At 66.7% G+C, this 18,660-nt stretch carries 21 protein-coding genes; 11 read left to right on the top strand and 10 right to left on the bottom strand.

Annotated features, from left to right (window positions below; all coding sequences use genetic code 11):
- Positions 1-10: 10 nt before the first annotated feature.
- From ACZZZD_RS09360 to ACZZZD_RS09350, 3 genes are all read right to left on the bottom strand, one after another.
- Positions 11-583, bottom strand: a complete 573-nt coding sequence (locus tag ACZZZD_RS09360; protein WP_463434502.1) for a hypothetical protein — start codon at positions 581-583, stop codon at positions 11-13.
- A gap of 81 nt (positions 584-664) precedes the next feature.
- The gene (gene hisN, locus ACZZZD_RS09355) at positions 665-1,450 is read right to left on the bottom strand and encodes a histidinol-phosphatase (RefSeq protein ID WP_463434501.1); all 786 of its coding nucleotides are present in this window, start codon (positions 1,448-1,450) and stop codon (positions 665-667) included.
- Positions 1,451-1,497: 47 nt separating this feature from the next.
- Positions 1,498-1,875, bottom strand: coding sequence for a helix-turn-helix domain-containing protein (locus ACZZZD_RS09350; RefSeq protein ID WP_463434500.1), 378 nt, complete (start codon positions 1,873-1,875; stop codon positions 1,498-1,500).
- 186 nt (positions 1,876-2,061) lie between these two features.
- On the opposite strand from ACZZZD_RS09350, the gene ACZZZD_RS09345 reads away from it, so the two are divergent.
- Entirely contained in the window at positions 2,062-2,316 is a 255-nt protein-coding gene (locus ACZZZD_RS09345) for a GlsB/YeaQ/YmgE family stress response membrane protein (protein WP_463434499.1), read from the top strand.
- Between the two features lie 146 nt (positions 2,317-2,462).
- Here the strand turns inward: ACZZZD_RS09345 and ACZZZD_RS09340 are convergent, their stop codons facing one another.
- Entirely contained in the window at positions 2,463-2,969 is a 507-nt protein-coding gene (locus tag ACZZZD_RS09340; protein ID WP_463434498.1) for a hypothetical protein, read from the bottom strand.
- 153 nt (positions 2,970-3,122) lie between these two features.
- Between ACZZZD_RS09340 and ACZZZD_RS09335 the strand changes: the two genes are divergently transcribed.
- On the top strand, positions 3,123-4,778 hold the full coding sequence (locus ACZZZD_RS09335; RefSeq protein ID WP_463434497.1) for a GNAT family N-acetyltransferase: 1,656 nt from the start codon (positions 3,123-3,125) through the stop codon (positions 4,776-4,778).
- Here the strand turns inward: ACZZZD_RS09335 and hemW are convergent.
- Together hemW and rdgB are read right to left on the bottom strand one after the other, a co-directional pair.
- Positions 4,775-5,935, bottom strand: a complete 1,161-nt coding sequence (gene hemW, locus ACZZZD_RS09330) for a radical SAM family heme chaperone HemW (RefSeq protein ID WP_463434496.1) — start codon at positions 5,933-5,935, stop codon at positions 4,775-4,777. The two genes, ACZZZD_RS09335 and hemW, sit on opposite strands and share 4 nt — an antisense overlap.
- Positions 5,928-6,530: an RdgB/HAM1 family non-canonical purine NTP pyrophosphatase gene (gene rdgB, locus ACZZZD_RS09325; protein WP_463434495.1), complete on the bottom strand. Its 603-nt coding sequence runs from the start codon at positions 6,528-6,530 to the stop codon at positions 5,928-5,930. Before rdgB ends, hemW begins: the two co-directional genes overlap by 8 nt.
- Positions 6,531-6,983: 453 nt before the next feature.
- Here rdgB and ACZZZD_RS09320 point away from each other — a divergent pair, with 453 nt between their 5' ends.
- Genes ACZZZD_RS09320 through ACZZZD_RS09310 form a run of 3 tightly spaced genes read left to right on the top strand, consistent with a single transcriptional unit; the run spans position 6,984 to position 8,440 of the window.
- Entirely contained in the window at positions 6,984-7,598 is a 615-nt protein-coding gene (locus ACZZZD_RS09320) for a DUF2975 domain-containing protein (RefSeq protein ID WP_463434494.1), read from the top strand.
- Between the two features lie 24 nt (positions 7,599-7,622).
- A complete protein-coding gene (locus tag ACZZZD_RS09315; RefSeq protein ID WP_135193999.1) occupies positions 7,623-7,862 on the top strand; it encodes a helix-turn-helix domain-containing protein in 240 nt (79 codons plus the stop codon).
- Positions 7,859-8,440, top strand: a complete 582-nt coding sequence (locus ACZZZD_RS09310; RefSeq protein WP_463434492.1) for a Smr/MutS family protein — start codon at positions 7,859-7,861, stop codon at positions 8,438-8,440. Before ACZZZD_RS09315 ends, ACZZZD_RS09310 begins: the two co-directional genes overlap by 4 nt.
- Before the next feature lie 66 nt (positions 8,441-8,506).
- On the opposite strand, the gene ACZZZD_RS09305 is transcribed toward ACZZZD_RS09310, so the two are convergent.
- The gene (locus tag ACZZZD_RS09305) at positions 8,507-9,148 is read right to left on the bottom strand and encodes a TetR/AcrR family transcriptional regulator (RefSeq protein ID WP_463434490.1); all 642 of its coding nucleotides are present in this window, start codon (positions 9,146-9,148) and stop codon (positions 8,507-8,509) included.
- A gap of 192 nt (positions 9,149-9,340) precedes the next feature.
- Positions 9,341-11,176, bottom strand: a complete 1,836-nt coding sequence (locus tag ACZZZD_RS09300; RefSeq protein ID WP_463434489.1) for a cation:proton antiporter domain-containing protein — start codon at positions 11,174-11,176, stop codon at positions 9,341-9,343.
- A gap of 156 nt (positions 11,177-11,332) precedes the next feature.
- On the opposite strand from ACZZZD_RS09300, the gene ACZZZD_RS09295 reads away from it, so the two are divergent.
- Positions 11,333-13,456 carry a M13 family metallopeptidase gene (locus ACZZZD_RS09295; protein ID WP_463434488.1) on the top strand — a complete coding sequence of 708 codons (2,124 nt, stop codon included), beginning with the start codon at positions 11,333-11,335 and terminating at the stop codon, positions 13,454-13,456.
- Positions 13,457-13,820: 364 nt separating this feature from the next.
- Here ACZZZD_RS09295 and hisS read toward each other — a convergent pair whose 3' ends face one another.
- Positions 13,821-15,311 carry a histidine--tRNA ligase gene (gene hisS / locus ACZZZD_RS09290; RefSeq protein WP_463434487.1) on the bottom strand — a complete coding sequence of 497 codons (1,491 nt, stop codon included), beginning with the start codon at positions 15,309-15,311 and terminating at the stop codon, positions 13,821-13,823.
- Between the two features lie 164 nt (positions 15,312-15,475).
- Here hisS and ACZZZD_RS09285 point away from each other — a divergent pair, with 164 nt between their 5' ends.
- Positions 15,476-15,682, top strand: coding sequence for a hypothetical protein (locus tag ACZZZD_RS09285; protein WP_463434486.1), 207 nt, complete (start codon positions 15,476-15,478; stop codon positions 15,680-15,682).
- Positions 15,682-16,263, top strand: a complete 582-nt coding sequence (locus ACZZZD_RS09280; RefSeq protein ID WP_463434484.1) for a ClpP family protease — start codon at positions 15,682-15,684, stop codon at positions 16,261-16,263. Before ACZZZD_RS09285 ends, ACZZZD_RS09280 begins: the two co-directional genes overlap by 1 nt.
- Before the next feature lie 8 nt (positions 16,264-16,271).
- Here ACZZZD_RS09280 and hslV read toward each other — a convergent pair whose 3' ends face one another.
- Positions 16,272-16,844: an ATP-dependent protease subunit HslV gene (hslV, locus tag ACZZZD_RS09275; RefSeq protein WP_463434482.1), complete on the bottom strand. Its 573-nt coding sequence runs from the start codon at positions 16,842-16,844 to the stop codon at positions 16,272-16,274.
- A gap of 110 nt (positions 16,845-16,954) precedes the next feature.
- Between hslV and ACZZZD_RS09270 the strand changes: the two genes are divergently transcribed.
- The 3 genes from ACZZZD_RS09270 (at position 16,955) to ACZZZD_RS09260 (ending at position 18,660) form a co-directional block, all read left to right on the top strand.
- The gene (locus tag ACZZZD_RS09270; RefSeq protein WP_463434480.1) at positions 16,955-17,380 is read left to right on the top strand and encodes a BLUF domain-containing protein; all 426 of its coding nucleotides are present in this window, start codon (positions 16,955-16,957) and stop codon (positions 17,378-17,380) included.
- 86 nt (positions 17,381-17,466) lie between these two features.
- On the top strand, positions 17,467-17,877 hold the full coding sequence (locus ACZZZD_RS09265) for a BLUF domain-containing protein (protein WP_463434478.1): 411 nt from the start codon (positions 17,467-17,469) through the stop codon (positions 17,875-17,877).
- Positions 17,878-17,922: 45 nt separating this feature from the next.
- Complete coding sequence (locus ACZZZD_RS09260) at positions 17,923-18,660, top strand: HesA/MoeB/ThiF family protein (protein ID WP_463434477.1); 738 nt, start codon at positions 17,923-17,925, stop codon at positions 18,658-18,660.

Genomic DNA, 18,660 nt, shown 5'->3' with positions numbered 1-18,660 from the left:
CTTCGCTTGTTCAGCCGAGTGCGGCCTGACCGCGCCAGCGTCGATCGATGGTCTGGGTGACGCCGCACAGTTGGAGGAAGGCGACCGCGACGCCGGCGCCCGTCTCGGACTTCACCAGCAGGGGCAGGACCAGCCATTCGCGCGGGAAACGCATCACCATCACGTCGTCGCTGGACCGCAGATGCGGACAGTATTTCATCGAACGGTCGACGCATCGCCGATGCAGGGGCGCGATCGAGCCGGCGTCGATCATGACCCGGTCATCCGCGATATCCGCTCGAACCTGACCCCCGCGCGCCCGAAGCTGTCCGGCGCAACGGCGCGTCGCGATCTGGGTCCAGCGATCCGCCTCGTCCGTCGGTTCGCCGCACATGGGGCACAGCATACGCATGACGGTCAGCCGCTGGCGGACCAGATGATTTTTCGAATACTGGGGCTTGCCGCTTCTGGGGTCGCTGGCCTGCATCAGGGCGAGACGGCCACCGACCGTCTGGCAAGGTGCGGCGCGGAGGATTTCCTCGCCGCTCCAGCTGGTGACCCAGGGCACGTCGCTGCCGACGACCAGCGTGGAATGCCCAGACATCGACCGTGTCCCCCAACCGCGATCACCTGACGCCGCTATTCATCGGGCGTCAATACGTGTTGGTTTTCGGGGGCTTGGAGCTCAGGTCGCCGCGCGTTTCAGGGTCACCAGGGCTTGGTCGATCAGGCGGGCGTCGCCGACGGCAAGGATCTGGCCGTTATCGTCGGGGGCCCCGCCGCGCCAGTTGACGACCTTGCCCCCGGCGGCCTCGATCACAGGGACTAGGGCAGACCAGTCCCAAGGCTTCAGGCTGGTTTCGGCGACCAGGTCCATCTTGCCCGCCGCCACCATCGCATAGGCATAGGCGTCGCAGCCCAGGCGGGCCAGGCGGGCGGTCGCGCGCACCTGGGTCCAGGCGCCCAGTTCGGCGCCGTTGAAGATGTCGGGATCGGTGGTCGAGATGACGGCGTCGGTCAGTTTCTCGCACGCCCGCACGGCCAGCGGCGTCTCGGTCTCGCCGCGCAGCATGCGCGCGCCGGACGGGCCGCCGATGAAGATTTCGTCCAGATAGGGCTGGGCGATGACGCCGACTGTGGGGCACGCCTCCTGGCGCAGGGCGATCAGGGTGGTCCACAGCGGCAGGCCCGAGATGAAGGCGCGGGTGCCGTCGATGGGGTCCAGCACCCAGACGTGCTCGGCGTCGGGCCGGTCCTGGCCGTATTCCTCGCCGATGACGCCGTGGTCGGGATAGCGGGCGGCGATCAGGCGGCGGATGGCGGCCTCGGCCTGTTTGTCGGCCTCCGTCACCGGGTCGAAGCCGGCGGCGCCCCCCTTGTCCTCATGCGCGATGTCCGAGCGGAAGAAGGGCAGGGTCACGCGCGCGGCTTCGTGCGCCAGTTCGATGGCGAAGGCTTCGTGTTCGGTCATGAGGCTCCCTTACCGCGCTTTCGCCGGCTTGGGCGCCCCTCAGCGTTTCAGGCGGGGGCCACATCCGTGTGCAGAGACTTGGCCAGGTCCAGCAGGCGACGGCGGGGCCGTTCGTCCAGCTGATAATAGGCCTGGATCAGGTCCAGGGTCTCCTTGCGCGAGAACATTTCGCCGCCCTTGAGTGGCGGCGCGTCGGCCTCCATCGCCTCGGCGAGACCGTCGTAGAAGTACGCGACCTGGGTTTCCAGCGCCTCGGCCAGCTGCCACAGGCGGGCGGCCGAGATGCGGTTGGCGCCGCACTCGTATTTCTGGATCTGCTGGAAGCGGATGCCGACCTGGACGGCCAACTGCTGTTGGGTCAGGCCCAACAGACGGCGGCGCCGACGCAGGCGGCGGCCCAGGTGCAGGTCGATGTCGGCGGCCATGCCGTGATCCTCATCTCAACGTCTGTCCCGAAGCGGGACGACACACGTCGATGGCGGCAATCGCCATGCCGGATCGCGTCCGAGGCGAGTCCGGCTTTATTGCGGCGAGCGTGAGGGACGACGCAACCGTATGGCCCTAGCCGCATTTACTGCAACAGCTTGGCTTTTACAGGAAGGAACCACAGCATGGGTTTGGGAATCATTGGTTGGCTCGTCATCGGCATCGTCGCCGGCTGGTTGGCTGAAAAGGTCATGGGTCGTAATCACGGCCTGCTCACCAATCTGATCGTCGGCGTCATCGGCGCCCTGATCGGCGGCTTTATCTCCGCAAACATTTTCGGCACACCAGTCGGCGGCTTCAACTTCGTGACGCTGATCGTGGCGTTCCTGGGCGCCTGCCTGCTGCTGTTCCTGTTGGGACTGGTCAAGCGTCGCGCTTGATTTCGGCAACAGGCTGAAGACGAAGAGGGCGGTTCGAAAGAACCGCCCTTTTTGCTGCGGGCTTTTCGCCACCCGCCTCCTGAACGGACAAACGAAAGGGCGGCCAGGGAACCTGGCCGCCCTTCTTCATTCAACGTGCAAGCTGCTTATTGCGGCTCGGTGGGAGCCGGCGCAGCGTCCGGAGCCGGGGTCGTCGGCTCGGTCGGCTCCGTGGTCGGTTCGCTCATCGTGTCCGGCGTAGGCGCTGCGCCCGGGGCCGGAGCTGCGGCAGGGGCGGCGGCCGGAGCAGGCGGTGCGCCTGCGATCGGAGCGGCAGCATCGAACTCAGCCTTGGTATAGGCGACGACCACGCCCGTTCCTTCTTGGCGGATGCCGCTCAGCGGCACGGCGCGAAGTTGGCCGTCGGCGCCGCGAACGGTAAGCTCTTGCTTGCCTTCGGCATTGGACTGGACGCCTTCCAACTTGCCGAGTTCGCCATCAGGACCGGCGACGCTAGAACCGGGGTTCAGCGAAAGCGATTGTTGGGCCGAGGCTTCGGCGGCGGGGGCCTGAGCAGGCGCGGCGGCCGGAGCGGGAGTGGTTTCTTGCGCCATAGCCGGCGCGGCGATCATGAAGGCGGCGGCGCCAGCCAGAAGAGCGGTCTTGATGTTCATGGGAGATCCCCGGTTACACGGGCCCGACGCCCGCACCAGACCAAACTCGCGATGTTACGGAATGTTTCGTCTGCCTCGAAATGACCTCAGGAGCGCCCCGGTTGGACAATTCTTGGTCTATGTTCGGGCAATCCACGATTCGAGAGGCAAAGTTTGTCTAGCCGCCCCAGGCGCACGCCCGGTCTGATCCGCCGCCTTCTGGGTCTGGCCTATGAACTGACGCCGCAGATCTTCGCGGTGCTGGCCTTCGGGGCGGGCGCCCTGATGCTGGTCTCGGCGGTGACGCCCGAATTCGACGGACGGCTGCGCCTGTTGACCGGGGTGGTGTCGCCGATCCTAGTCGACCTGTCTCACTTCGTCGGAAGCATCGCGGGCTTTCTGCTGCTGATGCTGTCGGCGGGGCTGTGGCGTCGCAGGCGGGGCGCCTATTGGGCGGCGCTGCTGGTGCTGGCGGCGGGGGCGGTGTTTTCGGTGCTCAAGGGCCTGGACTGGCAGCAGGCGACCGACCTTGTGATCGTCGCGGCCCTGCTCGCGCCGTGCCGCACGGCCTTCAATCGGCGTTCGAGGCTTAGCGAGCCGCTGCGGCCCAGCTGGCTGTTGCTGCTGACGGCGGTGGTGGCGGCCATGCTGTGGCTGGGCTTCTTCGCCTATCGCGACGTGGCTTATAATGACGAGCTGTGGTGGCGTTTCCTCAGCGACCGACAGGCCTCGGGCTTCCTGCGCGCGGGGCTGGTGCTGGCGATCCTGACGCTGGTGGTGGCGGGGCGTTCGCTGCTGAGTTCGCCGGGATCGCACAGTCACGGCCCGGCCAGCGCCGCCGACATCGAACGCGCGACGGTGGCGCTGAAGGCGGCGGATTCGGCCACGCCCGAGGCCTGGCTGGCCATGCTGGGTGACAAGGCGCTGATGTTCAGCCCCTCGGGGGCGAGTTTCTTGGCCTACCGCGTGCGGGGACGGCGCTGGATCGCCATGGGCGAGCCCGCAGGCCTGAAAAGCGAACGGCGCGAACTGCTGTGGTCCTTCGCCGAGATGGCGGACAGCTACGGCGGAGCGGGGGTTTTCTATTCCGTCAGCGAGGACGTGCTGGGCGATCTGGCGACCATGGGATTGGCGATGCGCAAGGTCGGAGAGACGGCGGTGATCGACGCCCACCAGTTCTCGCTGGAGGGCAAGAGCAAGCAGAACCTTCGCACGGCGATCAATCGCGCCGACCGGGAAGGGGCCTCGTTCGAAGTGCTGCCGCCCGGATCGGTCGGGCCGATCGCGGGCGAACTGAAGGCGATCTCGGACGCCTGGCTGGCCATGCATGAAGGCGCCGAGAAGTCGTTCTCGCTGGGGCGGTTCGACGCCGCCTATCTGGACCTGACGCCGCTGGCCGTCGTGCGCGAGGGCGGGAAGATCGTGGCCTTCGCCAATCTACTGACCGCGCCGGACGAGGCGGCGGTGGATCTGATGCGGCACCATCCCGACGCGCCGCACGGGGTGATGGACTATCTGTTCATCCGCTGCGCTCAATGGGCCAAGGCCGAGGGTCTGGCCAGTTTCGACCTGGGCATGGCGCCCTTGGCAGGACTGGAGGATCGACGCCTGGCGCCGGTGTTCGCACGGGTCGGCGCCCTGGTGTTCGACGAGGGCGGGGCGCTGTACGGCTTCCAGGGGCTGCGCAGTTACAAGGCCAAGTTCGCACCCGACTGGCGTTCGCGCTTCATCGCCGCGCCGGTCTCGACGCCCCTGCCGCTGGCGCTGCTGGACGTGGCGCTGCTGACCGGCGGCGGCTGGTTGGGAATGTTGGGCCTGAGGAAGGGCTAGGTCAGAAGCGCCTTCAGCACCCCGTCCAGTACCGGGCGGCCGCGTGCGGTGGCGATCAGCCGGTCGTCCTGAAGAATCAGGAAGCCATCGGCGATCAGGTCCGCGACCGGCGCATGATGCGACGACAGGCCCAGGGGCGAAAGCAGGGCGGCAGGCGCGCCCTCTGTGGTGCGAAGGGCCAGCAGGAACCGCTCCTCGGCCGCATCGGCTGGAGTCTGGGCGTCGCGGTCCGACCAAGGTGCAGCGGCCGAAACCCCCGCGACATAGTCTGCGATGCGGCGATGGGCGACGGTCGCGGTCCTGACGCCGTCCAGGGTCAGTCGTCCGTGGGCGCCGGGGCCGAGGCCCAGATAGTCGCCGCCGCGCCAGACATGCAGATTGTGTGACGATCGGGCAGCTGCGCCTCGCGCGTGGTTGGACACTTCATAGGCGTCGAAACCGGCGCCCGAGAGCACGGCCTGTGTGGTTTCATAAAGAGAGGCGGCGCGGTCCTCGTCCGGCGGCGTCAAGGCGCCTCGCGCAAACGCCCGACCGAAGGCGGTGGTCGGTTCGATGGTCAGCTGATAGGGCGAAACGTGCTCAAACCCGAGGTCGAGCGCGGCCGTCAGTTCGGCGGTCCATGCTTCGGGCGTCTGGTCCGGGCGGGCATAGATCAGGTCGATCGATAGGCGGTCGAAGGCGCGGCGGGCCAGATCGACCGCGCGCAGGGCCTCGGCGGCCGAATGGTCGCGCCCGAGAAAGCGCAGGGCGGCGTCGTCCAGCGCCTGAACCCCCATCGACAGGCGGTTGATCCCGGCGTCGGCCAGGGCGGCGAACCGGCCGGCCTCGGCGTCGGTGGGGTTGGCCTCCAGCGTGATCTCGATCTCGCCAGCGGGCGGGAACAGGTCATGCGCCGCCGCGACGATGCGGGCGACGGCCTCGGGCGCCATCAGCGATGGCGTGCCGCCGCCGAAGAAGATCGAGGCCAGCCGTCGCGGGCCGGTCAGAACCCTCTGCGCGCGCAGGTCGGCCAGGATCGCCTCCACCAGCCTGGCCTGCTCCTCACTGCGCCCCCGGTCGCGCACGACGTTGAAGTCGCAATAGGGGCAGATGCGCGCGCAATAGGGCCAGTGGACGTAGAGGCCGACATCGGTCCCTGGATCGCGGGGATCAGTCAATCAGGGCGGCCTTCAGCTTGGCGAAGGCGCGGGTGCGATGGCTGATCGCGTCCTTGGCCGCCGGCTCCATCTCACCGAAGGTCTGGTCGCCGCCGTCGGGAATGAACAAGGGATCATAGCCGAAGCCCCGGTCGCCGCGCGGCGGGAAGGTCAGTTGGCCGTGAACCTCGCCCTCGACCACCACGCAGGGGCCGTCGGGCCAGGCGACGGCCAGGGCCGAGGTGAACCAGGCCGCGCGGTCGGTCGCGCCGATCTCTTCCAACCGTTCCTCGACCTTCGTCATGGCCACGGCGAAATCCTTGCCCGGGCCGGCCCAGCGGGCGGAGAAGATGCCGGGCGCCCCGTCCAGGGCCGCGACCGACAGACCCGAGTCATCGGCCAGCGACACCTCGCCCGACAGCTGGGCGGCGTGGCGGGCTTTCAGCATGGCGTTGCCGGCGAAAGTGGTCTCGGTCTCATCCGGTTCGGGCAGATTTAACTGACCGGCGGTGACGATCTCGTAATTTCCGCCCAGCAAAGCCGAGATTTCCGGGACCTTGCCGGGGTTGTGGGTGGCGACGACGAGCCGCATCCCCTTGATAAGTTTGAGATTCATCGACGATCACGCCCCTGAAACAGTCTATTGCCAAAGTTTAATATCGTTAAACGATATGTAACGTGCCTTTTCCGTTCGCACGGCCTATCTATTGATCGTCAGGAACGAGGTCGCAGCGTTCATGACTTCCTCGAAAACGGAAATGATCATGCGATTAACAAATGCAAAGGGCGATAATCGCCCAAACAGGAAAGACGGAGAAATACCATGCACACGATGAACGCCTCGATGTGGCTCGACAAGGTTGGCGCTGCTTTTGTCGCCACCGTTCTGATCGCCGCCCTGCCGACCGCCCTGGTCGTCATTCTGTTCCAAGGCTTCTGATCTAGCCTTTTTCGATCAAGAGAGCTTTGACGACCAGCATGAAGACCGCGATGTATAGAGCCGCGCGCGGGTTCGCCGGACCCCGCGTGGCCATCGCCCCGCCTTCCCCGGCCTGAGATCAAAACGACCATGCGCCTGCCGACGCCGCCAAATCCGCTGAAGCGAGGCGAGGCAAGCGCCCTGAAGGGGCTGAACGCCCTGCGTGTCCCCTTTAAAGCGATGGGGCCAGGCTCGGTCTCCAGCATGCTGAAGGTGGTGCTGGATATCGCCTATATCCTTCTGTGGCTGATCACCGGCTTTCTGCTGCTGCTGGTCATCGCCGCGATCTTCATCCCTCTGGACAATGTGAACATCACCGTCAGCGGGGATTCCGGCGGCAAGCAACTGCCGCTGACGCGCACCCTGCTGCTGTTCGGCCTGGGCGCCGCGACGGCCTATTTCGGCGGCTTCATGCTGATCCTGCGCAGCCTGCGCCGCATCATTCGCACCCTGACCATGGGCGACCCGTTCCAGCCCGACAATGTGCGCCGTCTGCGCCAGATCGGTCTGACCCTGGCCGTCGTGACCGGCGGCGTCTGGGTGGCGCAGGGCTTCGTGGCAAAACGGCTGGCGCCCGGCGTCATGGACCCGCAGGGGTTGGGCGAACTGCTGACCCCGATTTTTTCCGTGCTGATCGTCTTCGTGCTGGCGGAGGTGTTCCGCGAGGGCGCGCGCCTGCGTCGCGAATCCGAACTGACGATCTGAGCCGTTTCGAATAGGATTCCCTGCATGGCCATTCGCGTCCAGCTCGACCGCGTCCTCGTGGAACGCCGCATGTCGTTGACCGAACTCGCCGACCGGGTCGGGGTGACGGTGGCGAACCTGTCGATCCTGAAGACGGGCAAGGCGCGCGCGGTGCGGTTCTCGACCCTGGACGCCCTGTGCCGCGAACTGGACTGCCAGCCCGGCGACCTCCTGGCGCACGAACCGGGTCCGGGCGATGTCATCGAGGACGACGGCGAGGCATGAGGCGAAAGGGTCCGAGCCGCGACGAGAACGGACTGACGCCCGAAGACCGTCGGATCTGGACCCGCGTCGCCGGCTCGGTGGCGACGCCCAAGACGCGCAAGGCCGCCCGCGTCACCCCCGGCGCCGAGACCCCGCCCGAGATCGTCGTCACACCGGTGGAACGCCCACGCCCGCTGGCCAAGTCCTCGCCCAAACGCGTCGCCGTCGCGCCGCCGGTCGAGAAACGGCCATCGCCCGCACGCCCCAAGCCTGCGCCCGAGGATCTGGAGCCGCGTCGCAAGCAGCGGCTGTCGCGAGAGCGCGATCCCATCGAGGCGCGTATCGACCTGCACGGTTTCGGCCGGTTCGAGGCCGAGGATCAGTTGCGCGGCTTTTTGACCTCGTGTCAGTCGCGCGGGCTACGGGCGGTGCTGGTCATCACGGGGCAGGGCCGGATGGGCGGCGGGGTCATCCGTTCGGCCTTTGGGGAATGGATGCAATCGCCCGCACTGCGCGGCGTGGTGTCGGGCTTCACCGTCGCCCATCAGCGGCACGGCGGAAACGGCGCCTTCTACGTCACTCTGAAAAAGCGGATCTGAGGACAAAGAAAAAGGCCGGACCCGCGCTGGCGGACCCGACCTTTTCGAAAGCGGCTTGTCGCCGACCTATTTGGCGGCGATGGCGCCGGCCAGGATCACGTCGATCTGCTTGCCCATATGGTCCGACAGGGCCTGCGCGTCCCATTCGTCATAGGCGGCGCGGCGGTAGTTGGACAGATAGGCGTCCCAGATCAGCTCGACCAGCAGGCGGCTGTCGGAGTCCTTGGACAGTTCGCCCTTGGCCACGGCGTCCTGCAGGATGCCGCCGATGGCGAGCAGCAGGTTCTTGGTCGCTGCGCGGGCGCGCATCTCGGCGGCAAGCGGCTGGAACCACGACCGGGCGACGATGGCCTGGAACAGGGGCAACTGATCCAATGACGAGTGGTAGCCGGCGCTGAGGGCGGTGACGAGGCGCTGGCGGACGGGCTCGCCCTTGGGGGCGGCGGCCTCGACCACTTCGGCCAGACGCGTCATGTCCTCGGTCAGGACAGCTTCGAACAGTTCGGCCTTGTCCTGGAAGTTGGCGAAGACGGCGCCGGTCGACATGCCCGCGCCCTTGGCGATGTCGCGGATAGTGGCGGGCTCATAGCCGCGCTCGGCGAAGAGCGAACGGGCGGCGTCGAGAACCTTTTGTCGCGTGCGGATCTTGGCGGCCTGGCGGCGGTTCAGGCGGGGTTCGACGGCGAGGGAGGCGACGGTATCTGTCATAAAATCAGGCTTTTACTCTACTTTAAGTCGCGGATGAGGGGGCGCATCCGACGGTGACTTGAGGTGAATATCTCGGCCCGAGGGCGGGACGGATGGGCGCTGCTGCTCCGAGGATGCAGGAATACGAAGCCGCGCTTGCATCACGGAACCATGACGAAAATGGGTCCGCGATGCGACCGTAGGTATGACCCCCTACTCTGGACTGGGGGCGGTTTTGGTCGGACGGACCGTGCGGCGTAGCGCCCGGCTTGGACGATTGCGGCGCTCGATCGGGATCGCCGCCTGGAAGGCCTTGCGGAACTGATCCCGTCGCTCGTGGATGGAGGCGAGCACCAGACCCATGGGCACGCCCAGATCGACCAGGGTGTTTTCGGCCAACTGCAGGCTGGCCTCGGTCGTTTCCGGCACGGCGTCGGTGACGCCCAGGCCATACAGTCGAATGGCGTGCTGGTCGTCGCGGGCGCGGGCGATCAGGATCAGATCCTCGCGCATCGACCGCGCGGCCGTGACCACCTCGTCCACCTTGGTCGGGGCGTCCATCGTCACGATCAGGGCGCGGGTGGATTGGACGCCGCAGTGCTGGAGCATCTCGCGGCGGCCGGCGTCGCCATAGAAGACGTCGAAGCCGTCCCGCCTGCCGGCTGAGACGATGCCGGGATCGGTGTCCAGGGCGATGAAGGCCTGGTCGTGCTCCTTCAGCATCTCGCCGATCAGCCGTCCGACGCGGCCGAAGCCGACGATGATGACGGCCCCGTCCGCCGCTTCGAGGGCGGGCAGATCGAGCTGCTGGCCGGCGGTCGCCGACTTGCGCGCCAGTCGCTGACCCAGCAGAGCGAGCAGCGGAATGGAGAAGATGCTGACCGTCGCCGACAGGGCCACGGTATTGGTCAGTTGCGGCGGCGCCAGACCCTCGACCAGGCCGGTCGCGAAGACGACGAAGGCGAACTCGCCCGCCGGGGCCAGGACCAGCGCCGTCTCCAGCGCCGGTCGCGCGCCCAGGCCCCAGAACCTCGCCAGGCCGAAAATGACGCCCGTCTTCACGACTGTCAGAGCCAGGGCCAGTCCGAAGACGCCGAGGGGATCGGCGGCGATGGCGTCCAGGTCGAGCCCCAGGCCGACCCCGACGAAGAAGACGCCCAGCAACAGGCCCTTGAACGGTTCGATGGAGACCTCGACCTCGCGCCGGAACTCCGTCTCGGCCAGCAGCACGCCGGCCAACAGGGCGCCGATGCTCATGGACAGGCCGCTGGCCTGGGCGGCGAGGCCGGCGCCGACCACCACCAACAGGGAGGCGGCGACGAACAGTTCGCCGCCCTGATCGACCTTTCGCGCCTTGGCCACCGAACGGAACATCGGGCGCAGCACGACACGGCCCAGCAAGACCATCAGCCCCAGGCCCAGGGCGGCAGGCACTAGGGTGAACAGGGCGCGCCCCAGCACGGCAGGATCCAATGCGCCACCCTGCTGGGCCAGGGCCGCCAGGACGGTGACGGTGATCAGGATGGGCGCGACCGACAGATCCTGGGCCAACAGGATGGCGAAGGTGGAGCGGCCGACGGTGCCCTTCAGCCGCCCGCGCTCGGCCAGGACCGGCATGACGACGGCGGTCGAGGATAGGGCCAGGCCCATGCCCAACACCACGGCGCTGGCGAGCGTCTGACCCATCAGCAGGAAGCCGCAGGCCAGAACGGCGGTGCAGACCACGACCTGCATCAGGCCCAGGCCGAACACCAGCCGACGCATGGCGCGCAGCCGTTCCCACGACAGCTCCAGCCCGATCATGAACAGAAGAAAGGCGACGCCCAGTTCGGACAGCTGGGCCAACTGGCCCGGATCGCCGATGGTCAGCCACGACAGCCAGGGCAGGGCGTGCGCGAACCGGCCCAGCCCGTCCGGTCCCAGCAGCACCCCCGCCGCCAGGAAACCTAGGACGGGACTGATCTTCAATCGGTTGACCAGAGGCACGATGACGCCGGCTGCGGCCAGAAAGACCACCAGATCCTTATAGTCCCCGCCCTGACCGTGCATCCGCCCTCCTGAAGTCCATGTATGTGACCCTGATCTCCACGCCGTGGCGAGAGGTCGCAGCGCTTTCATGAATTTTTTTTAAGGCGACAGCCCACCGTCCGGGTCTAGGGTCCGGCCCGACCCGCCCGTTTCGGGGGCGGCATCCAGGACACAGTGATGAAAAGACTGCTTATCGGCGCCGCTGTCGGCGCTCTTCTTCTGCCCGCCAGCGCTGCCTTTGCGCAGGACGTCGGCCACGACCACGCCTGCATCGACGAGACATGCTCGATCGTTTCGCTGTTCTCGGGCGAAGAGACGGCGGCGGGTTGGCAAGGCACCGAGGCGCCCCGCTACGGGACCTGGGGCTTTGACATGGCCGGTCGCGACACGGCGGTGAAGCCGGGCGACGACTTCTTCCAGTACGCCAACGGCAAGGCGCTGGAGAAACTGGTCATTCCGTCGGACCGCACCAGCTATGGCTCGTTCGCCCTGCTGCGCGAACTGTCGGACAACCGCATGAAGGAACTGGTGCTGGGTCTGGCGAACCGCACCGACCTGGCGCCTGGTTCGGACGAGGCCAAGGTCGCCGACGCCTATCGCTCCTACATCGACGAGGCGCGCATCGAGCAACTGGACGCCCAGCCGCTGCAACCCTATCTGGCTGCGATCCGCGCCGCCGACAGCCATGAAAAGATGGCCGTCTATATGGGCCAGACGGTCGGCCGCTTCGGTTCGTCCTTCTTCGGCACCGGCATCACCATCGACTCCAAACAGCCGACCCGCTACGTCGTATCGACGGGTCAGTCGGGTCTGGGCCTGCCGAACCGCGACTACTATCTGGACGCCCGTTTCGCCGACAAGAAGACCCTGTACGAGGCCTATGTCGCGCGCATGCTGGGCATGATCGGCTGGGCCAATCCGACCGAGACCGCCGCCCAGATCGTGACTCTGGAAAGCAAGATCGCCGAGGCCCACTGGTCGCCGGCCGAAAACCGCAACCGCGACAAGACTTACAACGAGTTCTCCATCGCCAAGCTGGCCGAGGACGCGCCCGGCTTCGCCTGGCAGGCATATTACGACGCCGCAGAGCTGGGCGGCGTGCCGCGCCTGATCGTGCGTCAGGACACGGCCATGCCCAAGATCGCGGCCATCTACGCCGAGACGCCGGTCGAACTGTTGCAGGCGTGGGAAGCCTTCCACACCGCCGACGACATGGCGCCGATGATGTCCAAGCGTTTCTCCGACGCCCAGTGGGAGTTCCGTTCGCGCGATCTGTCGGGCCAGCCCGAGCAGCGCACGCGTGAAAAGCGCGCCATCTCCTTCGCCGAAGGGTCGTTGGGCGAGGCTACGGGCCGGCTCTATGTCGCCCAGTATTTCCCGGCCGAATCCAAGGCCAAGATGGAAGAACTGGTCGCCAATCTGCGCACCGCCCTGTCGCACCGGATCGAGACCCTGACGTGGATGGGGACCGAGACCAAGGCGGCGGCGCAGGAGAAGCTGCGCAAGTTCACGGTCAAGATCGGCTATCCTGAGAAGTGGCGCGACTATTCCGGCCTGGACGTCCGTGCCGACGACCTGGTCGGCAACGCCGAACGCAAGGGTCTGTTCGAGTGGAACTACGACCTCGCGCGCCTGAACGAGCCGGTCGACAAGTCGGAGTGGGGCATGACCCCGCAGACAGTGAACGCCTATTACAACTCGGCCAACAACGAGATCGTCTTCCCGGCGGCCATCCTGCAGCCGCCCTTCTTCGATCCGAACGGCGATGCAGCGGTCAACTATGGCGGCATCGGCGGGGTGATCGGCCACGAGATCGGCCACGGCTTCGACGACCAGGGCTCCAAGTCCGACGGCGACGGGGTGCTGCGCAACTGGTGGACGCCTGAGGACAAGACCAACTTCGAGGCTCTGACCGCGCGTCTGGGTGCGCAATATGCGACCTATGAGCCGATCGCGGGCTACACCATCAATCCCGGCCTGACGATGGGCGAGAACATCGGCGACGCCTCGGGCGTGGCGGTGGGGCTTGAGGCCTATCACCTGTCGCTGAACGGCCAGCCGGCGCCGGTTCTGGACGGGGCGACGGGCGACCAGCGCTTCTTCTACGGCTGGGCCCAGGTTTGGCAGTCGAAATACCGCGACGAAGCCCTGAAGCAGCAGGTCGCCACCGACCCGCACTCGGCGGCCCAGTTCCGGGTCATCGGCCCGCTGCGCAACGTCGATGCCTGGTACGACGCTTTCGACGTTCAGCCAGGCACGAAATACTATCTGACGCCTGAGGAACGCGTTCGCCTCTGGTAAGGCGAAGCTTGTTCGAGAATGGAAAGGCCGGGGTTCGCCCCGGCCTTTTCATGTCGACAATCGCCTGTCGAAACCTCGACATCGCATCGACAATTTATCGAGGTTTTTCAAAGGTCGCGCTGGGCTCCAGACGCGAAAAAGCCCGCTGCGGGGGATACATCGCAGCGGGCTTTCGCGCTCTTTGAAGAGCGGACGTTTCCTCCCCGAAACGCCTTCGAGTGCTGCGCGCTTGAGCAACGCTTGCCCTCGAGTGAGTTCATTTGACGCATCGGCCCCGGCTGCGTCAACGGCTGGATCTGCCCGAGTCGAACTTTCTTCGACTTATCGCTGATAAGTCATCTTTGAGGCCCCTCATTATCGAAGTTTATTCGATAATGGATTTAATGGCGGCGACCAGGCCCTCGCGGGGGATCTTCATCTGGCCCGGACGTTCGGCCTTCCAGGCGTCGTTGTCGGTGATGGCGGCGGCGGCGGCACGGCCGGCGTCCAGATCCTTGATGGTGACCTCGCCCGCCGCGATCTCGTCTCCGCCCAGGATGACGACGGCAGGGGCGCCGCGCCGGTCGGCGTATTTCATCTGGGGCTTCATGCCCGCCCGCCCGAGGTAGAGCTCGGCGGAGACGCCCGCAGCGCGCAGTTCGGCGACGGCGGTCAGATAATGGGCCATGTCGTCCTCGGAGAAGAAGATGACGACTACGGGACCACGCACGGCGTCCTCTGCGCCGCGACCGGCCGCGCGCAGGGCCGAGGCCAGGCGCGAGACGCCGAAGGAGAAGCCGGTGGCCGGCGTGCTCTGGCCGGTGAAGCGGGCGACCAGGTCGTCATAGCGGCCGCCGCCGCCGATGGAGCCGAAGCGGACCGGGCGGCCCTTCTCGTCCACGGTGTCCAGCAGCAGTTCGGCCTCGAACACAGCGCCGGTGTAATATTCCAGGCCGCGCACGATGGTGGGGTCGAACTTGACCGCCTCCTGGCCGACCGACATGGCGGCCAGCGCCCGGTCGATGGCGGCCAGTTCGTTCAACGCCGCCTCGCCCGCTGCGCCCAGGTCGCCGGAACGCGCGACGGCGTCCAAGGTCTCGGCGCGCGACAGGCCGGGCGTGTTGGCGGAAGCCAGGAAGGCCTCGATGGCGGCCGTGACCTTGGTCGGCAGGCTGGCGCCCTTGGTATAGTCGCCGGACTCGTCCAGTCGGCCTTCGCCCAGCAGTTGGACGACGCCGTCCCAGCCCAGGCGGTCGAACTTGTCGATGGCGCGAAGAGCTGTCAGGCGCTGACCGGCCTCGGTCACGCCGCCGGCGTCGAACAGGCCGTCGAACAGCTTGCGGTTCGACACGCGGATCTGGGCTTGCCCTGCGTCCAGGCCTGCGCTGGCCAGACCTTCGCAAGCCATGGCGATGATCTCGGCGTCGGCCTCGGGCCGGTCGGAGCCGACGGTGTCGGCATCACACTGCCAGAACTCGCGGAAGCGGCCGGGGCCGGGCTTTTCATTGCGCCACACCGGGCCATAGGCGTAGCGCCGGAACGGCTTGGGCAGGGTTTCCCACGTCTGGGCTGCGAACCGGGCCAGGGGCGCGGTGTGATCGTAGCGCAGGGCCATCCATTCGCCCGGCTCGTCCGAACCGGCGTCGTCCTGAAGCGCGAAGACGCCTTCGTTGGGGCGGTCGGCGTCGGGCAGGAATTTGCCGAGCGCATCGGCATATTCGAAAGCCGGGGTCTCCAGCGGCTCGAAGCCCCAGCGCTCATAGACCTCGGATACGCGGGCGACGATGCGCCGCTCGGCGGTCAGATCGCGGCCGCGCTTGTCTGCGAAGCCGCGTGGGTTGCGGGCGAGGGGGCGAGGGAGGGCGGCGTCGGTCATGGCGCGCGCTTAAGCCAAGGGGCGGGTCATCGCAAATTCCACGAGATGGCGGCTGGCGGCTTTCGGATCGTCGAGTGTCGGGCGTCGGACACAGGCGCTTGTTACGCAAAGAGAAATCGCATTGGGGCGGAACCTGGGCGGCATGCTTTCCGTTGTTGAGCGCCATGACGCCACACGCCCTTCTCGTACCCCGCACCTGCAACACGTCGGACCGACGCACCATCCGCTGGTGGGAGTGCGAACTCGTCGATACGGATGGGTCTCGACGCATTCGGCATCAGGCCTTCTTCTCCATCGGCGAAGCGAAATCCTGGGCTTTGGCGCAGGGCTATCCCGTCAGCGACGACGCCGCGTCGTCCCCCGAAGCCTGATGTCCAGGGACGCGCCGACGGGAGTCCTCACCGCAGAGGCCTTCGACACCCCGCGCATCCTGCTGGCCGGGGAGGTCGATTACGCCATGTACGACCGGTTCCGAGATCAGTTCGCCAAAGCGCCCACGACGGGACTGACGGTGATCGAACTGTCGACCCTGGGGGGCGATCCCGAAGTGGCGCGGATGATGGGCGAGGATGTCCGGTTCCAGAGCGACATCAATCCGACGCGACGGCTGGTTTTCCTGGGCAAGGCGGCGATCTATTCGGCCGGCGCCACCTTCATGAGCTTCTTCGCAGTCGAGAACCGTTATCTTACCCGCGGAACGCGGGTGATGATCCACGAACGCAAGATGGACAAGGAACTGCACGTCACCGGCCCGTTGACGACCTGCGTGGCTTCGGTGAAGGCGATGCTGAACGAGCTGGAACACTCCATCGCCATCCAGAACGAAGGGTTCGAAAACCTGGTGCGGGGATCCTCCGTCACCATGGAAGACGTGCTGCAACGGGCGCCGGCCAACTGGTATATCGAGGCTCAGGAAGCCAAGGCGCTGGGCCTGATCGCCGAGGTGATCTGACCGCCGGGTCAGGCCTCCAGCGTCTCCACCGTCAGATTGCCGTTGGTGTAGACACAGATTTCGGCGGCGATCTTCATGGCCTTGCGGGCGACCTGTTCGGCGTCCAGCTCGGTCTCCTCGATCAGGGCGCGGGCCGCCGACAGGGCGTAGTTGCCGCCCGAACCGACGGCGGCGACGCCGTATTCCGGCTCCAGCACGTCGCCGACGCCGGTCACGGTGAAGATGGACGACTTGTCCGCCACCAGCAGCATGGCCTCCAGCCGCCGCAGATAGCGGTCGGTGCGCCAGTCCTTGGCCAGGTCCACGCAGGCGCGCGCCAGCTGATCCGGATACTGCTCCAGCTTGGCCTCCAGCCGTTCGATCAGGGTGAAGGCGTCGGCCGTAGCCCCGGCGAAGCCCGCCAGCACCTTGCCGCCGGCCAGAACTCGCACCTTGCGCGCCGCGCCCTTGACGATGGTCGGCCCCATCGAGACCTGGCCGTCGCCGACGATGACGGTGCGGCTGTTCTTGCGCACCGCCAGAATGGTGGTGCCGTGCCAGTCGGGAAAGGACGAGGAGGAGGCGTCGAAGGATCGGTTCATCCCGATCAGATGGACAGTCGGCGGCGCGGGATCAAGTCTTGTCCAACTGCTGACACCGGTGGCCATATTCTGACCGAACTTAGCCGTATAACGGCAATATGCAGGCGTGAATGCCGCGAAACTTGGAACGTACGTTGCTCTATCGGCTGGTTTTTGTGAGCGAAATGGTCGGCGGGATCGGCACGGACGTGCAGTCGGTCGCCGAAATCCTCGGCGCGTCCGAGCGCAACAACCGACGCGACGAAATCAGCAGCGCCATGATGTTCCATGAGGGCGAGGCGGCTCAACTGGCGGAGGGCGCGCGTGCGGATCTCGATCGCCTGCTGGCGCGACTGTCCAACGATCCGCGTCATCGCAACATCCAGGTGCTGGACGACCGGCCCGTGATCCAGCGCCGGGTGGGCGATGCTGCGCGTCTATGCGCGCTCAGCGCGACCCAGGCTCAGAACATGCTGCATGGTCGGCGGCTCAGCGAGCTGTCCAGCGCCGGGCTGGAAAAGTTGTTGTCCAGCGAACAGGTCAAGATGGCCGCCTGACCGGGCATCGAGCGGCGCCTTCTGTTAACCCCTGATCGCCTAGCTGTCCCCGTCGGGCCGTGGCCCTGAGTTGCGTAAGAGTTCTCATGGCGTTGTTTCGAATTGTCTATGTCAGCGAGGCGACGGGATCTGTCGGCTCTGGCCTGATGCCCCTGATCGACATCATCGGCGTATCCGAACAGAACAATCGCCGCGACCATCTGACCGGCGTGCTGATGCGCCACGACGGGCGATTCATTCAGATTCTCGAAGGGGCGCGCGCCGATCTGAACCGCGTCATGGCGCGGGTGAGCGCCGACTGCCGTCACGACAATCTGCGCATCCTGTCGGACCGGCCGATTCTGGAACGGCTGTTTCCCGCCTGGGCCATGGGACGGCTGGAAGCGACGCCTGAAGTCGAGGCCTTTCTGGCGACCGATCTGACGCAGTCGGACGTCCTTGCCGAGGTGGATCGCCTGCTGGCGGGTCTGGTTCAGACGACGGCTGACGCCGTCTAGCGCGGCGCCCCTCGCGGACCGCCGCGCGGATGGCTAGATGGGGCGATGATCTTTTCCGAAGACGAAGTCGAACGCTATGCGCGGCATCTGGTCCTGTCCGAAGTGGGCGGGCCGGGGCAGCAGGCGCTGAAACGCGCGCGTGTGCTGATCGTCGGCGCCGGCGGCGTGGGCGCGCCGGCGGCGCTTTATCTGGCGGCGGCGGGCGTGGGGACGCTGGGCCTGATCGACGACGATGTCGTGGGCCTGTCCAACCTGCAGCGCCAGATCGCCTTTTCCACGGCGGAGGTCGGGCGGCCCAAGGTCGAGGCGGCGCAGCAGAGGCTGGAGGGGCTCAATCCCCATGTCTCCATCGAGACCTTTGCCGAGCGGCTGACGGTCGATAATGCGGCGGCGCGGGTCGGGGCTTTCGACATCGTCCTGGACGGCACTGACGATTTTCAGACCCGGATGTGGGTCAATGCGGCCTGCGTGGCGGCGGGCAAGCCGCTGGTGTCGGGCGCGCTGGGCCGCTGGAACGGTCAGGTCGGGGTGTTCGCCGGTCGGCCCTGCTATCAATGCCTGACGCCCGAGGTTCCGCCGGACGCGGAGACCTGTTCGCGGGTCGGCGTCGTGGGGGCGCTGGCGGGCGTCATCGGGTCGATGGCGGCGCTGGAGGTCATCAAGCTGATCACGGGCGCGGGCGAGGCCCTGACGGGACGGCTGATGCTCTATGACGGCCTGGCGGGAACGGCGAGGACCGTGCGGATCGCCGCCGATCCCCATTGCCCGATCTGCGGCGGCTGA

The organism is Brevundimonas sp. AC546, from assembly GCF_979258305.1.
This window is presented reverse-complemented; position numbering and strand designations above follow the sequence as displayed.